Raw genomic sequence first — 15,536 nt, forward strand, 5'->3', positions numbered from 1 at the left:
GTTGAACGAAGTATTTCTCGAAGAAACGGGCGGATACCTTTTCGCCCTTCTTCTTATCTTTTTCGTTACTTTCTTTTACCTCAGAAGTAAAAGCAAAACCTCAAAGAAAAATGTTAAAAAGATTGAGGATGCAAAAAACCTCGGTCTTTATGAGCCCGTCTCACTCCATCCTTTTGTAAATTCCAACATCTGCATCGGAAGTGGTGCCTGCATCGAGGCATGTCCCGAGAAAGATATCCTTTGCATTGTTAACGGCCAGGCAACCACGGTAAATGCTTCACGGTGTGTAGGTCACGGTGCCTGTTTTCATGCATGTCCTGTTCAGGCTATTGCCCTTTACATCGGAACCGAAAAACGGGGTGTTGACCTTCCTCATGTCAGTCAGGAATTTGAAACCAATGTACCGATGCTTTTTATAGCCGGCGAACTGGGAGGCATGGGACTGATAAGAAATGCAGTTGAACAGGGAAAACAGGCGGTTTCGTATCTTGGCAAGAAGATGAAAAAAGACCATAAAGCAGAATTTGATGTAATTGTTATCGGATCCGGTCCTGCCGGCATTTCCGCAACCCTCAGGAGTGCCGAACTGGGGTTAAAATATAAAACCCTCGAGCAGGATACCGTTGGTGGCACAGTTTACAGTTTCCCCAGAGCTAAAATAGTGATGACCTCGCCGATGGATCTCCCTTTGAAAGGAAAAGTAAAACTGACCGAGACAAACAAGGATCAGTTGATAACCCTTTGGCACGATGTGATCAAAAAAAATAATATAAAAATAGATGAAAATGAGAAGGTGGAATCGATCTCGAAAGAGGGAGAGATATTTAAAGTGACAACCGTCAGGGGCGAGTATACTTCTTTTTCCGTAATTTTGGCAATTGGAAGAAGAGGTTCTCCCAGAAAACTCGGGGTTGCAGGTGAAAACAAGGAAAAGGTTTTCTACAGACTCCTTGAACCCGAGCATATTGAGAACAAAAAAATACTTGTAGTAGGTGGTGGCGACTCAGCCATTGAGTCAGCAATACTCCTCGCCCAAGGCACAAATAAAGTCAGCTTGTCATACCGGTCTGATTCTTTTTCGAGGATCAAACCAAAAAATCTTGATAACATAAATACATACACTGGCAATGGAAAGATAACGATGCTTTTCAGTACCAATGTTGTTGAAATCAAAGACTCCTCCGTGGTATTGAACCGGGGAGGAAATCCGGAAGATCTTTTCGAAATTGAAAACGATCTTGTTTACATATTTGCCGGAGGTGAACTTCCGACGAAATTCCTGGAAAAAGCCGGAGTAAAGATAACCAAGAAATTTGGCGAAGCTATTCTAAGTCACGATTAAGCGATCTATGTGAAAGGGACTGCCTTGTCCCGTTATTGTATTTTAATATTTCTGCTCGTATCCACGGGGTACGCACAGTTTTCACCGGGTGACCTCACCACAGCCCATTCAAATCTTGAAGGAATGAGCAACTGTAACAGTTGCCACACTTCAGGAGACGAGGTCACGAACACCAAGTGTCTGACATGCCACACAGAGATTTCCGCACTCGGAAATGCCGGCAGGGGTCTCCATGCCCGTGAAGCCAGAGGAAAGATGTGTTATGCATGCCACAGCGAACACCATGGCAGAGGCTACAAAATAATCAACTTCGTTCAAAACGGTTTTGACCACTCCCGTGCAGGATACGAATTGCAAGGGAAACACAAACAACTCTCTTGTGCCGGCTGTCATCAGGCAAAATTTATTAAAGGAAAAGCTGCAAAAAGAGCGGGAAGAACCTTTCTCGGTCTCGAACAAAACTGCCTCGGCTGTCACACAGATTATCATCAGGGTACTCTTGGAAACAGTTGTACCGGTTGTCACTCGCAATATGCTTTTAAACCCGCCTCGGGATTCAACCATGCATCCGCACAATTTAAATTGACGGGAGCTCACACAAGGGTTGACTGTTACAGATGCCACACCACGACGGTAAGAAACGGCAAGGAATTCAAGGTCTTCAAAGGAATTCAATTCGCTTCTTGCACAAACTGCCACAAGGATGTTCATGACGGAAAATTCGGGAACAACTGTACCGATTGCCACTCGACCGACAACTTCAAAAATATAAAACTAAACGGATTTGACCATGACAAGACCGGCTATAAACTTCTCGGACAGCACCGGGTGGTTAAGTGTGGTGGTTGTCACGGTACCGACCTTAATTCCAAACCTGCTCACGAAAACTGCACCAGTTGCCACAAAGATTATCACAAGGGCGAGTTTGCTGTGGAAGGGAAACCGAAGGATTGCACAAACTGTCACACCGTTGATGGCTTCGCTCCGTCACTCTACACTTTTTCACAGCACCAGGAAACCAGATTCCCGCTCCTCGGCTCACACAGGGCACAATCGTGTCAGAGCTGCCACTACACAAACAAAGAGTGGAAGTTTAAAAAAGAGAGTATTGAATGTGCGAGCTGTCACCAGAACATCCACGGACAGGAGATCTCCAATAAATTTATGGGACAGAATCAATGTGCAAACTGTCACAATGTCGATAGCTGGATGAAGTATAAATTCGAGCACGAAAAAACAGATTTTCAGTTGACCGGGAAGCACAGCAACAGAAAATGTTACGATTGCCACAAAAAAGATGAGACAGCCACTCCTCCTGTGCGAGAGTTTGCTTCATTGGAAACCAACTGTGAAAGCTGTCATAAAGAGGTACACAACTACCAGTTCAAAGAGACAGGAAAGAACGATTGTCTCAAGTGTCATACCACTGCAAACTGGCTTCCTGAGAAGTTTGATCACGAGAAGACCAAATTTTCACTCTCGGGAGCACATTCACTGCTGGATTGCCAAAAATGCCATAAAGAAACGACCCGCGACGGGGTCAGGTTCATCAAATACAAGATAGAAGATTTCAAATGCGCTGCCTGTCACTCATAATTCTTGCGCTGGTCCTTGCCACCGGTCTCAATGCACAATCTCCTCACGGTGATCTGAAGGGGAAGGATTGCAGTAACTGCCACAATCCTCAGAACTGGAAGATTGATGTAAAGAAACTCGATTTTGACCATTCAAAGACTAAATTTCCTCTTCAGGGGCAGCACTCATCAGTTGATTGCAAGGCATGCCATACAACTTTAAAATTTGAGAGGACACCTCAAAACTGCGTAAGCTGTCATACGACTGTTCATGGCAACACCCTCTCGAACGATTGTCAGAGTTGCCATACACCTGCAAACTGGCTTGTAAAATCGATACTTCCTCTTCACGAGCGGAGCCGTTTTCCACTTTTTGGAAAACATCAGACTGCAGATTGCGGAATGTGTCACAAAAATTACGAAGTGAGGCAGTTCGAACCTGTTCAGACTGATTGCTACAGTTGTCACTCAAAAGATTATTATGCCACACTGGCACCGAACCATCCAAACGGGAAATTTTCGACAGACTGTACAACATGCCACGATACCAAGGCTACCAACTGGCGCAGTTCCAATGTAAACCACAGTTTCTTCCCCTTGACAGGCGGGCATTCACGACCAAGCTGCTACGACTGCCACACTCAGGGCACATTTGCGGGACTTTCGAAAGAGTGTTACAGTTGCCACAGACCGAATTATGAAGCGACGAGAAACCCCAACCATGTGGCTGGCAATTTCTCCAAACAGTGTCAGGTTTGCCACAACATCAATGCATGGTCACCTGCACAGTTTGACCATAACCTTACCACATTCCCTCTTACAGGGAAGCACACCACGGTTACATGTGCAAGCTGCCATACCCAGGGATATGCAGGGACACCAAAAACCTGTGTAAGTTGCCATCAGTCAAATTATAATGCTACTCAGAACCCGAATCATACGGCGGCTCAATTCCCGAATACCTGCGAAAACTGCCATACAACAGCAGGATGGACTCCTGCTCAGTTTGATCATGACGGTCCCTATTTCCCGATTTATTCAGGAAAGCACCGTGGCAAATGGAACAGTTGCGGCGACTGTCATACTAATTCTTCGAGTTACAAGCAATTCTCCTGTACCAATTGTCATGAGCACAATCAGGCGTCCATGAACAGCGAGCACCAGGGCATTCAGGGTTACAAATGGGAGTCTGCAGCGTGCTATTCGTGTCATCCGAGAGGTACATCGGAGGGTGCGTTTAACCATCAGACTTCACCATTCTCTTTAACGGGGGCACACATAACCACAGACTGTGCGAGATGCCACACTTCCGGTTATGCGAATACGCCAAACCAGTGTTTCTCATGCCATGAGCAGGGGTTCAATCAGACAACAAAGCTGAATCATTCACTTGCGGGTTTTTCACATACCTGTACCGATTGTCATAACACAACTGCCTGGGCAAGCACCACCTATAACCACACCACGGCAACAGGATTCCCCCTTCAAAACAAGCATGCCGGAAAAACCTGCATTCAGTGTCATCAGATCACCTATACCGCAACCACAAATGAGTGCTCGACCTGTCACACACCCGACTACCAGTCGGCGACAAATCCCAATCATGTGGCGAAGAGTTATCCGCAGGTTTGTTCCAACTGTCACACCGATATAGGCTGGGCACCGGCAACTTTCGACCACTCCATTGTGGGATACCAACTGACGGGTAAGCATACCACAGCCACATGTGCACAATGCCACACTTCGGGGTACAGCAACACTTCCACACTTTGCAATTCGTGCCATGCAGCGGACTATCAGGGAGCTGTCAATCCTAACCATGTTGCGCCGCACTTCCCGAGGATCTGTGAAGATTGCCACACTTCCGTAGCCTGGAAACCATCGACTTATAACCATGATGTTCAGTTTTTCCCGATTTACTCAGGAAAACATAAAAACAAATGGAACAACGACTGTTTGAGCTGTCACACAAACGCTGCGAACTTTGGGACTTTCTCCTGCATCGATTGTCACGAGCACAACCAGGCATCGATGAACAGCGAACATCAAGGGGTTGCAAACTACTCGTGGAATTCGCAGAGATGCTACGACTGCCACCCGCGCGGTTCAAGTCTCGCTCCGCAGAGGATTGATCACGCATTTTATCCCGTATCGGGGAAACACAAAAATGTGATTTGTGAAGAATGCCACTCGGGACCAAATTCAGAGCCGCAGTGCATAACCTGTCATCAGGAGGAAGTGACAATCGCTCACAAGAGTTCCCCTGCAAACAGGAAATGCTGGAACTGTCACACCACTTTCTCATTCAAAGCCGGAAATGGTGTGCCGAGAAAACTGGAGAGGATAGACTGATGAGAATTTCATTATTGGTTGTTTCACTTTTGGTTCTAAGCGGAACTTCTTTCGCCCAGAAAACGGGAGAGGTTAGAGAAGGGAAAGTTACTTATGTCTCCTCGCAGAATATTTATGTTGAGTTCAAACTGACAGAGGGCATTTTTGAGAAGGATACCCTTTGGCTGGTGAAAGACGGCAAGGAAGTGCCGGCAGTAATAGTAAATTTTACCAGCAGCAAGTCGGTTGCCGGAAGTAAAGCGGGTACCCTGAAAATTGAAAAGGATATGGTGCTCAGGGCTTATCCCTCCTTTGTGAAAAAAGAGGAGGAAAAACCCGTTGCAGATACGACAAAAGAAAAATTTGTGTATAACAAAGGGAAGGTGGACAAGGGTGCCGGTCCTCTGATTCAGAAGAAAAACTACAGAGGGAGATTCTCTGTTCAGTCATCCACAGATATGAGCAACATGTCGGGAGCTCCGGGTTATCAAAGGTGGCGGTATGCTTTTTCCTTTAATGCCGACAAAATAAGCGGCAGTCCAGTTTCATTTTCAACCTACACAACTTTTTCCTATCTCACTTCCGACTGGGGAAGGGAAGGGCACGACCTCGGCAGGAAACTAAAGGTTTATGATTTCAAAATGCAGTACGAACTTGATACCCTTTCCTTCTTTAATGCGGGAAGATTCATCTACCGGAAAATTGCAAACATAGGTGCCATAGACGGTATTCTCTATGAGAGGTCTTTCAACAAAAAGTGGTCTGCGGGTGCATTTGCGGGAAGCAGACCGAACATCGAAGATTACGGCTACAATTTCAAGCTTTTTCAGTTTGGTGCGTATGGTGCCCACACCGATTCGCTTGGAACAGGCATTATGGAGAATTCTTTCGGAATAGTGAATCAGACGAACGATTTTAAGACCGACCGCCGGTTTATCTATCTGCAGCATGTTTCGAATCCATCCAATTCCGTTTCGTTGTTTGCATCATCAGAGATCGATTTCTATACGGTTGAAGCAGGTGAGGGGAAAACCAAACCGAGTCTCACCAACTTCTTCGCCTCGATACGGTACGCCTTCTCAAGGGAATACAATTTTGTTCTCGCTTACGATAGAAGAAAAAATGTCATCTACTACGAGTCTTACAGAACCTTTATCGACTCGGTTCTGATAAACGAAACGATGCAGGGACTTCGCGCTGTTTTCAACACCACCGCAATCAAAAATGTCTCACTCTCCCTAAGAGCCGGAGTCAGAAACATGGGTAACGACAAGAGGGTATCGCAGGATTTCGGTGCAAGTGCATATTTTACCAATCTCCCTTATGTTGCCGGTTACCTCGGTGCAAATGTAAGTTATCTAAAAAGCAACTATGTCGATGGCTTTAATTATGGAATTACATACTCACGAGATCTTATCGAAGACCTATTCGGTACATTTGGTTTCCGAAGAATTGACTACAATTTCCCCGCCGGAGGTTCAACTTTGGCACAAAACATCCTCTCCGTCGATCTTAACTGGACAATCAGCAAACAGTTTGATCTTTCCCTGAACTATGAAGGAGTCTTCGAAGAATCCAGCACCTTCAGCAGAATATTTGTGGATTTTACCACAAGATTTTAGGTTAGCTATTAGCTGTTTTTGGGGATGGTTCCACGGATATCACGGATTTTGCACAGATTTCACGGATGGGGATTTTGGCCCCGGCAGGGGTCATGTATGGGTAGAAATATGGCGATTACCAAAAAAAGAGCCCTTGTGGCGACATATGGGTAGGGGACGCAGATCCGCCCCGGCGGACATGGTACACGCAGATTAGACAGATTTTCGCGGAGGGGGATTTTTGAATGGTTCCACGGATATCACGGATTTTGCACAGATTTCACGGATGGGAATTTTGAGCCCCTGTGGCGGCATGTGTGTAGGGGACGCTGATCCACCACGGCGGACAGGTACACGCAGATTAGACAGAAATACGCAGAGAGGGATTTTTAAATGGTTTCACGGATATCACGGATTCAACACAGATTTCACGGATGGGAATTTTTGCCCCGGATGGGGTCATGTATGGGTAGAAAAAAATAATTCTACCCATATGTCGCCGCAAGGGCTCAATTTTGTTGGCAGGACAATCGAGACGATTGTCGCTCCTTTTCTGAAGTTAAAGGTTGTGGATATCGTCAAGTGATCTCTCTTTGCGGTCTCTGCGGTGAGTTTTAAAACCCTGATTCTACCCGGGAATGAATTCCCAGGCTATTGGTTTTCAAACTTCAAACCTCAAACCTGAAACTTCACATTTCAGGATTCAGCCCTCAAACTTCAAACTTCAAACCTCAAACCTCAAAAATTCAGCCCTCAGCCTTCAGAAATTCAGCCCTCAGCCTTCAAATTCATTTGAATTTTACCTGCACCACTCCTGAAGTGAGGACGGTTTCTGCACAATCTCTTACATAGACTCTGAACCAGCCGGACTGGTAAAAGGTTACCTGTTTGTAGAACCATGCCCAGTCTGGTTTTGTAACCATGGTTATGGTTGTTTCGTACGACTCGTAATCTTCTTCAATTCGATAGATTTCGAAGGAGACTTTCTCGCAACTTACGGTATATGGAAGTTTTACCAGGAAGTAGAAGTAACTGCCGTTTGCGGAGATGCTAAAAACTTCCGAGGCTTTTATTGGAGCACCTTTCTCAGTGACACCCTCACAGAAGGTAATTGATTGAGAAAAAGTTGCAACGGAGAGCAAAAAAACGAGGAGGAAAAGGTATCTTCTCATAAGGGACCTCATGAAAATGGTTAATGATTAAAAATAATTATTCCCCTTTCTCAAGTTAGTAAAAAAAATGTAATATTTTCATAGACGAACAATCGAATTTGTTAACTTTTTAACACAAGACGCCATCTTTATAGCCAAAACAATGATTCAAAACCTGCAAATACGCATTTCACATCCAATTAATAATTAATAAATCAAAACTCATAACTCCAAGCACTTTTCTCTTGCTCATGGCTTTAATTATCTTTATTTTTTAAATCGGTAAATAAATATTAAGTGAAGATCATGGAATTTCTTACAGGCAAAATGCATTTCCAGACAAATGGAAACTCGGACATAAAAGATTTAACTGCTGACATTGAAAAAATGATTGAAGAGAACGGTTACACTGAGGGGAGCGTTCACCTTTTTGTACCGGGCTCTACAGCGGCACTGACTACAATAGAATTCGAACCGGGGTTGTTGAAAGATTATCCCGAGTTTATGGACAGACTGGTTCCTTCGGGAAAGATATATCACCATGATATGACCTGGCACGACGGGAACGGACACTCCCACATCAGGGCGGCTCTTCAGGGTCCGTCACTCCTGATTCCTTTCATAAACGGGAAACTGACTCTCGGTACCTGGCAGCAGGTGATTTTTATCGATTTTGATACCAGGCCAAGGGAGAGAACGGTGGTTTATCAGTTTATTGCGAAAAAAAATAATGAAGTTTGAAGTTTGAGGTATGAAGTTTTAGGTTGATTATTGGATTTTTTGAAAATAAAAAGTAAGACAAAATGAAAAAAGTAATTATTGCACTGTTGTTGTTTATATCCGGAGTTTATGCGCAGGAACTGGAGTGGACGCCGTATTTTGCCACTCCCGAGGATTCGATTGTAATTATATATGATGCTTCTAAAGGAAATGCAGGCTTGACGAATGTTTTTCCCATTTACGCTCACACGGGTGTGATCACGACGGAAAGCACAGGACCCTCCGATTGGCGCTATGTAAAAACCAACTGGGGACAGAACACTCCCGAGACACAGCTTACATTTGTTGGTGGAACGAAGTGGAAAATTGCTTTCAAGATAAGGCAGTATTACAATGTCCCTGCGAATGAGACGATACTTCAGCTCGCTTTTGTTTTTAGAAATGCAGCCGGAACCCTGACCGGCAAGACTGCGGATGGTGGCGACATTTTTCTTCCACTCTCGCAGCCCGGGCAGACTGCAGCAATTCTTCAACCCGCGGTTTCGGGTATAATTGCGCAGAACACTTCTGTGCCCGTTCTCGCAATTGGCGCTGCAGGAACGCAGACGATGAAACTGTTTTTGAACGGTTCAGAAGTGGCTTCGGTAAACAACGATTCGATTACTTACCAGCTTACCGCCTCTCAGATCGGAAAAACCAGAATTAAAGCGGTTGCCATTTCAGGTACCGGAGGCGAAGGTTATGATTCAGTTTACTATGTAGTAAGAGGAGCGACTCCTGTGCAGGCAGTCCCGGCGGGAATGAAGGATGGTATAAACTACACCTCTTCCACTTCGGCAACAATGGTGCTGTATGCCCCGACAAAGCAGTTTGTATATTTTATCGGTGACATGAACGGATGGGAAATCGATCCCGCATACGAGCTTTACAAATCTCCCGACGGATTCAGATACTGGGTAACTTTGAATGGCCTAACACCCGGTAAGGAGTACAGATTCCAGTATTTTGTTGATAACGCCATCAAAATCGGCGATCCATATTCTGAAAAAGTGCTTGATCCCTGGAACGACAAATACATTGACAGCGTAAGATATCCCGGTTTGATCCCTTATCCTGTCGGTCTCACTTCGAATGTCGTCTCGGTTATGCAACCCGGTCAGACTCCGTACCAGTGGCAGGTAACAAATTTCCAGAAACCACCCAAAGAGAAACTCGTGGTTTACGAGCTGCTCATCAGGGACTTCACTTCGGAACAGACATACAAATCGATTACAGATACCCTCGGATATCTTCAGAGACTTGGAATCAACTGTCTTGAACTGATGCCGGTAATGGAATTTGAAGGGAACAACAGTTGGGGTTACAACCCGATGTTCCATATGGCAGTTGATAAATGGTACGGACCAAAAAACGAGCTTAAAAAACTGATTGACGAAGCTCATAAAAGAGGCATCGCAGTTGTTTTGGATATGGTGCTCAATCATGCATTTGGTCTTAACCCCATGGTGCGTCTCTACTGGGATGCTGCCAACAACAGACCTGCTGCCAACAGTCCGTGGTTTAATCCAATAGCGAGACATCCATACAATGTCGGCTACGATTTCAATCATGAGAGTCAGGCAACCAAAGATTATGTGGACAGAGTAAACAGATTCTGGATTGAAGAATACAAATTTGACGGCTTCAGATTCGATCTCTCAAAAGGATTTACACAGACCAACAGCGGAAGCAATGTCGGTCAGTGGGGACAATATGACCAGTCGCGTATCAATCTGTTAAAGAGAATGGCACAGCAAATCTGGACAGTTGACCCCAATTCTTATGTAATTCTCGAGCATTTTGCCGATAACAGTGAAGAAATTGCCCTCGCTAATGAAGGTATGATGCTTTGGGGCAACCACAATTCGAACTACAATGAAGCCACAATGGGATGGCACGATAACAACAAGTCGAACTTCAGCGGCATCTCCTGGAAAAACAGAAATTTCAGTTCCCCTAAACTTGTCGGATACATGGAATCGCACGATGAAGAGAGAACGATGGCGAAAAATCTCCTTTATGGTGCTTCGAGTGGCGGATATAATGTGAAAAGTCTTTCGACAGCCATTGCGAGGGAGAAACTTGCAGGAGCATTCTTCTTTACAGTTCCCGGACCGAAAATGATCTGGCAGTTTGGTGAACTTGCATATGATGTTTCCATATTCTATCCTTGTGGTACCGATGCATGCAAGACAGACCCCAAGCCTGTAAAGTGGGAGTATTATTCTGACGGCAGAAGGCTCAATCTCTACAAAACCTGGGCAGAGCTGATTAATCTGAAAAAGAACTATGACGCATTCAGCAGTACCGATTTTACAATCGATGCTGCTACGGCATTAAAGACAATAAAGATAAATCACTCACAGATGAATGTGGTTATCACAGGAAACTTTGGTGTTACACAGGCGAGCTACAATCCCGGTTTCCAGAACACAGGGAAGTGGTACGATTTCTTCTCGGGCGATTCGATGACCGTTTCCGATGTCAACATGTCGGTTTCGCTCCTTCCCGGTGAATTCAAAATTTACACAACACAGAAACTTCCGACTCCTGAACCGGGAATCGCCACATCGATTTTCGAGAAAGACGAGAACGAACTTCCGGTGGATTTTAATCTGGATCAGAATTTCCCGAATCCTTTCAATCCATCGACTAAAATCAGCTTTAGCATTCCACAGTCGGGGATGGTAAATCTGGCAGTCTACAATTCTGTCGGTGAGCTTGTAAAAGTGCTGGTGAATGAGCAGATGTCGCAGGGGAAGTACAATGTCGATTTTGACGGAGCGGGTCTCTCGAGCGGGATTTACTTTTACAGATTAGTCTCTGAGGGAACAGTTTTGAGCAAAAAAATGATCCTGTTGAAGTGATTTTTCAGGAACGAATAAACATTGTGAATAGAAATAACCTGAGGAGTGTTTGAGACCGAAGTCGCTATTCTTCGTCGTTTTGGGAGCATTTTTATTTTTTCAGGGGTGTAAGACTACACCCCCTGTTAAAATTGAGGATGATGTTACCGGTGGAATTGTGGTAAAGGGAAGTCCCGCGGGGGCTGCAATTTTTCTTGACGGAGTAAATACCGGAAAGACACTTCCCGATACTCTTCTTGCAAAGGCGGGATCACATGCTCTAAGAGTTGAGAAGGACGGGTATGTCTCCGAGACACGGAATATTGTGATTGGAGCTTTTTCGCTGGGAGAGGAGACTTTCAATCTTTCACCAGTGACTGAGCAAAAGCTCGTGATCATTGAAGATTTTGCAAATGTCAGTTGTGTCCCCTGTGTCACTTCGAACAGGATATTGCGCTCACTCGAGACCGGTACTTTGCTCGATAAAAATGTCATAATGATCAAATATCATGTTAACTACCCTTCCCCTCAGGATCCCTTTTATCAGGCGAACAAGGCTTCGATAGATAACCGGGCTCAGTTTTACAAAATATTTTCCACGCCGACCACATACATAGACGGGAAACTAAAGCCCGTATCAAGCGATTCAAACCAGATAAAGCAGTATGTTGATCAGCAGCTTGGTGCCCCTGCGCGCTTCAGGATGAGCATCAAAGATTCCACTTCGGGAGGAGTTCTCTATTCCACGGTGAATATAAAAATCCTCGACCTGCCGCAGGTTGATTCAAATGAGACGGTCATGCATGTTTATGCAATTCAGACCGAAACCTCGTTCACAACACCACCGGGTTCAAATGGTGAAACTCTCTTTCATAATGTAGTCCGTGGATTTCTTTCCGGTTCGGGGGGGATAATTCCTCACCTCACAGGAAATGGTCAGGAGCTCAGCTTCAAACTTTCAATTGCCATCAACAGCGGCTGGGATTTGTCGAAGTTGAGGGTGGTGGCATTCCTGCAAAACAAAACCACAAAAGAGATATATCAGTCAGCAATTTCCAAGAGATAACTTTCAAGATGCGTAAATCAGTTTTATTGGCTTTGGTTTTTCTGCTTTTTCCGGCAGTAACCGCGGCACAGACATTTGAATTCACACCAAATCATACAGTTCTTAGCGACTCACTCGGCTGCGAGCTCGTCTTTGATTTTACATTCAGAAATTTGACCAACTCCCCGCAGACAATTTATATCGTGAGGACCCGGGAAAATCTGCCTCATCAGGACTGGACATCGTCGATGTGTTTTGATTTGGGATGTTTTGCCCCGTTTGTGGACAGTGTTGCCACCACCCCCGATTTCTCAAGTTCACCACTTCAACCGATGGAAACCAGGGATTTCTCGGTACATATTTTTACTTCAACAATTAATGGAACCGGGACAGTCACAGTAAAAGCTGTGAACATGAACCAGCCTGCAGAATTCTATACCGTTGAGTTGACGGGAAGAACCATGCCCGTATCAGTGGAAGATGTTGACCTTGTTAGCGGTTTCAGGCTCGATCAGAACTTCCCCAATCCCTTTAATCCCTCCACTTCGGTATCATTCAGGCTTCCGAAGAGTTCGGATGTGTCACTGACAGTTTATAACTCACTTGGGATCAATGTGAAGGAAGTCTTGAACGGGTATATGTCAGAGGGTGAACATCGCGTGAGCATTGATGCAAGCGACCTTTCATCGGGGGTTTATTTTTACAGGCTCAAAGCGGGTGGTCTTGTTACAACCGGAAAAATGATACTGGAGAAATAATGCTTAAGTCAATAATCCTGTTCTCAGTTCTTTTGGCAAGCTGCCTTTTTGCTCAGACCGGTCAGAAGGCTCCCGGTTTTACACTGGAAAACCTCGAAGGAGAGGCTGTCGCACTGCGGGACCACGGTGACAGCAGTGTGGTTCTCATCAGTTTTTGGGCGACCTGGTGCAAACCGTGTATGGAGGAGCTTCCGGAAGTTGAGAAAATTTATTCCGAACTTGCCGGCAGGGGTCTGAAGGGATTCGCCATCTCGGTTGACGGCGAGAGAACCGTTGCGAAAGTTGAACCCTTTGTCAAATCGAAGAAAATGACAATTCCGGTACTTCTCGATACGAACGGCGATGTGGCAAGATTGTTTTATGCAAAGGATGTCCCCCATACAGTTTTGATCGACAAAAAAGGTGAAGTCGTTTATTCTCATTCAGGCTACAAAAAAGGGGATGAGATACAACTGAAAGAAAAGATAATCGAATTGCTGGGAAGTGAATGATGAATAAAGTTTTTCTGCTTCTGCTGACCATACCGTTTACTGTCTTTACTCAGGATATTCCCGCCCCCAGACTACCGAAAGGGGTAACAATTCTAAATCAGACAAAAGCCTCGTATGATTTTGAGAAAAAGATATCGATATTTGAAGACTGGCTTAACCTTGACTACAGATACGAAAATTTTTCAGCGGGAATCAGATATGAATCATTCCTTCCTAACGACCCGAGTCCTGCAATCAGCAGAGGAAAGGAAAAATATTCCGATCTCGCTTTTAAGTACTTTACTGTCAATTTCGGTGATAAAAAGACAAACTTTGAAATAACCGCCGGAAACTACTATGCCCTGGTTGGGAGAGGCATGGTGCTCAGAAGCTATGAAGACAGGAATCTCCGGCTTGACAACAACCTGCAGGGCGTTTTGGTTAAGGCAGGTTACAGAAATTTCAGACTTACGGCGCTTGCGGGTTCGGCTGCCAACTCAAACAACGAGAGAAAAGATGTTCTTTATCTTGCCGATTTTGAGTATCGCGGACTGAAGTGGCTTAAAGGAGGTGTAACGCTCGCTTCAAACAAACCTGAATTTGATAATGTTTCACGCACAGATATTGGTTCATTGCGTCTTGAGACATCTTTTGGTGCATTTGACGGGTACTTCGAATACGCTGTAAAGAAGAACGCTGACATTCAGAATGCTGTTTTTAACAGCTCGGAGAGTTTTGCCGGCAAGGGGATTTATGCATCCGCATCATACTGGTACGACATCTTTTCGATAACAGGGGAATACAAGTATTACGATAATTTCGGGTTCAGATCTTTTGATCAGACGATAAATTACAATCAGCCCCCTGCCACCCGGAAAGATTACAGCTACCAACTCTTTAACCGGCATCCTTCCACACTTGATGCTGACAATGAGCAGGGTTATCAGGTGGAAGCCAATGCAAATTTAAGTGACAACTCCTCCCTGCTCCTTCAGTTCTCGGAGGCGAAAACACTCGACAAGGATTCATACATTCAGAGGATTTACGGACAGAATCTGGAACCTCGCGTTAAATTGAGAGAGATTTACGGACAGTACTCAAACGAATGGTCGGAAAAATTCAAAACCACAATTGCACTCGGTTACAACGAGGAACTCGACGAAAATACAAAAAACTACACCGGCGTTTTGGATATCAGATATTCAATTGACCCCCGAAACACCCTGAGGTTTATTTTCGAACATCAGCAGTCGAACAACAGAACAACCCTTGAGGATTATTTTTCCGATGTTTTCACGATGGAATATTTAAGGTCACCAAAATATTCGATTGCACTTGTTGCAGAAATGAAGACGAGAGAACCGAACCCCGGAAATACTGTCAGAACACTTTGGAGTTATGTTCAAGGGACGATCAAGATAGGGGAACACACCGACTTAAGTCTGCTCGCGGGCTCGAGGGAAGCAGGAATAATATGTATCGGAGGTGTTTGCCGGTATGAACCCGAGTTCAGAGGTGTCGAGATAAAGATGGTGAACAGGTTCTAAACGGGTTATCCGGGTTTAAATTTTGGATACCGGTGATAAAAATTTTGTAAAAAGGGATTTCTTTCTTAATATTGCATCATACAATTAAAAAAATGAATCCTTTAATGTTTAA

The 15,536-nt window shown here is 44.8% G+C and carries 11 protein-coding genes; 10 read left to right on the top strand and 1 reads right to left on the bottom strand.

Translation table 11 applies throughout. The features are described 5' to 3' along the window. Position 1 precedes the first annotated feature (1 nt). Genes LCH52_11350 through LCH52_11365 form a run of 4 tightly spaced genes read left to right on the top strand, consistent with a single transcriptional unit; the run spans position 2 to position 6,869 of the window. On the top strand, positions 2–1,342 hold the full coding sequence (locus LCH52_11350; GenBank protein ID MCA0389076.1) for an NAD(P)-binding domain-containing protein: 1,341 nt from the start codon (positions 2–4) through the stop codon (positions 1,340–1,342). Between the two features lie 24 nt (positions 1,343–1,366). Further along, entirely contained in the window at positions 1,367–2,938 is a 1,572-nt protein-coding gene (locus LCH52_11355) for a cytochrome C (GenBank protein ID MCA0389077.1), read from the top strand. Further along, positions 2,917–5,268 (top strand): hypothetical protein, encoded by a 2,352-nt coding sequence (locus LCH52_11360; protein ID MCA0389078.1) that lies wholly within the window; start codon positions 2,917–2,919, stop codon positions 5,266–5,268. The genes LCH52_11355 and LCH52_11360 overlap by 22 nt, the downstream gene beginning before the upstream one ends. After that, on the top strand, positions 5,268–6,869 hold the full coding sequence (locus LCH52_11365; protein MCA0389079.1) for a hypothetical protein: 1,602 nt from the start codon (positions 5,268–5,270) through the stop codon (positions 6,867–6,869). Before LCH52_11360 ends, LCH52_11365 begins: the two co-directional genes overlap by 1 nt. Positions 6,870–7,636: 767 nt before the next feature. On the opposite strand, the gene LCH52_11370 is transcribed toward LCH52_11365, so the two are convergent. Continuing rightward, on the bottom strand, positions 7,637–8,020 hold the full coding sequence (locus LCH52_11370) for a hypothetical protein (protein ID MCA0389080.1): 384 nt from the start codon (positions 8,018–8,020) through the stop codon (positions 7,637–7,639). Positions 8,021–8,305: 285 nt separating this feature from the next. Between LCH52_11370 and LCH52_11375 the strand changes: the two genes are divergently transcribed. The 6 genes from LCH52_11375 (at position 8,306) to LCH52_11400 (ending at position 15,424) form a co-directional block, all read left to right on the top strand. Then, positions 8,306–8,740 (top strand): secondary thiamine-phosphate synthase enzyme YjbQ, encoded by a 435-nt coding sequence (locus LCH52_11375; GenBank protein ID MCA0389081.1) that lies wholly within the window; start codon positions 8,306–8,308, stop codon positions 8,738–8,740. A 62-nt stretch (positions 8,741–8,802) separates the two neighbouring features. Beyond that, complete coding sequence (locus tag LCH52_11380; GenBank protein MCA0389082.1) at positions 8,803–11,625, top strand: T9SS type A sorting domain-containing protein; 2,823 nt, start codon at positions 8,803–8,805, stop codon at positions 11,623–11,625. 49 nt (positions 11,626–11,674) lie between these two features. After that, a complete protein-coding gene (locus tag LCH52_11385; protein MCA0389083.1) occupies positions 11,675–12,670 on the top strand; it encodes a PEGA domain-containing protein in 996 nt (331 codons plus the stop codon). Between the two features lie 8 nt (positions 12,671–12,678). Next, positions 12,679–13,407, top strand: coding sequence for a T9SS type A sorting domain-containing protein (locus LCH52_11390; GenBank protein ID MCA0389084.1), 729 nt, complete (start codon positions 12,679–12,681; stop codon positions 13,405–13,407). Next, on the top strand, positions 13,407–13,898 hold the full coding sequence (locus LCH52_11395; GenBank protein MCA0389085.1) for a TlpA family protein disulfide reductase: 492 nt from the start codon (positions 13,407–13,409) through the stop codon (positions 13,896–13,898). Before LCH52_11390 ends, LCH52_11395 begins: the two co-directional genes overlap by 1 nt. Next, complete coding sequence (locus LCH52_11400) at positions 13,895–15,424, top strand: DUF6029 family protein (protein ID MCA0389086.1); 1,530 nt, start codon at positions 13,895–13,897, stop codon at positions 15,422–15,424. Before LCH52_11395 ends, LCH52_11400 begins: the two co-directional genes overlap by 4 nt. The last annotated feature ends 112 nt before the right edge of the window (positions 15,425–15,536 follow it).

The organism is Bacteroidota bacterium, from assembly GCA_020161395.1.
Lineage (GTDB): Bacteria > Bacteroidota > Ignavibacteria > Ignavibacteriales > Ignavibacteriaceae > UTCHB3.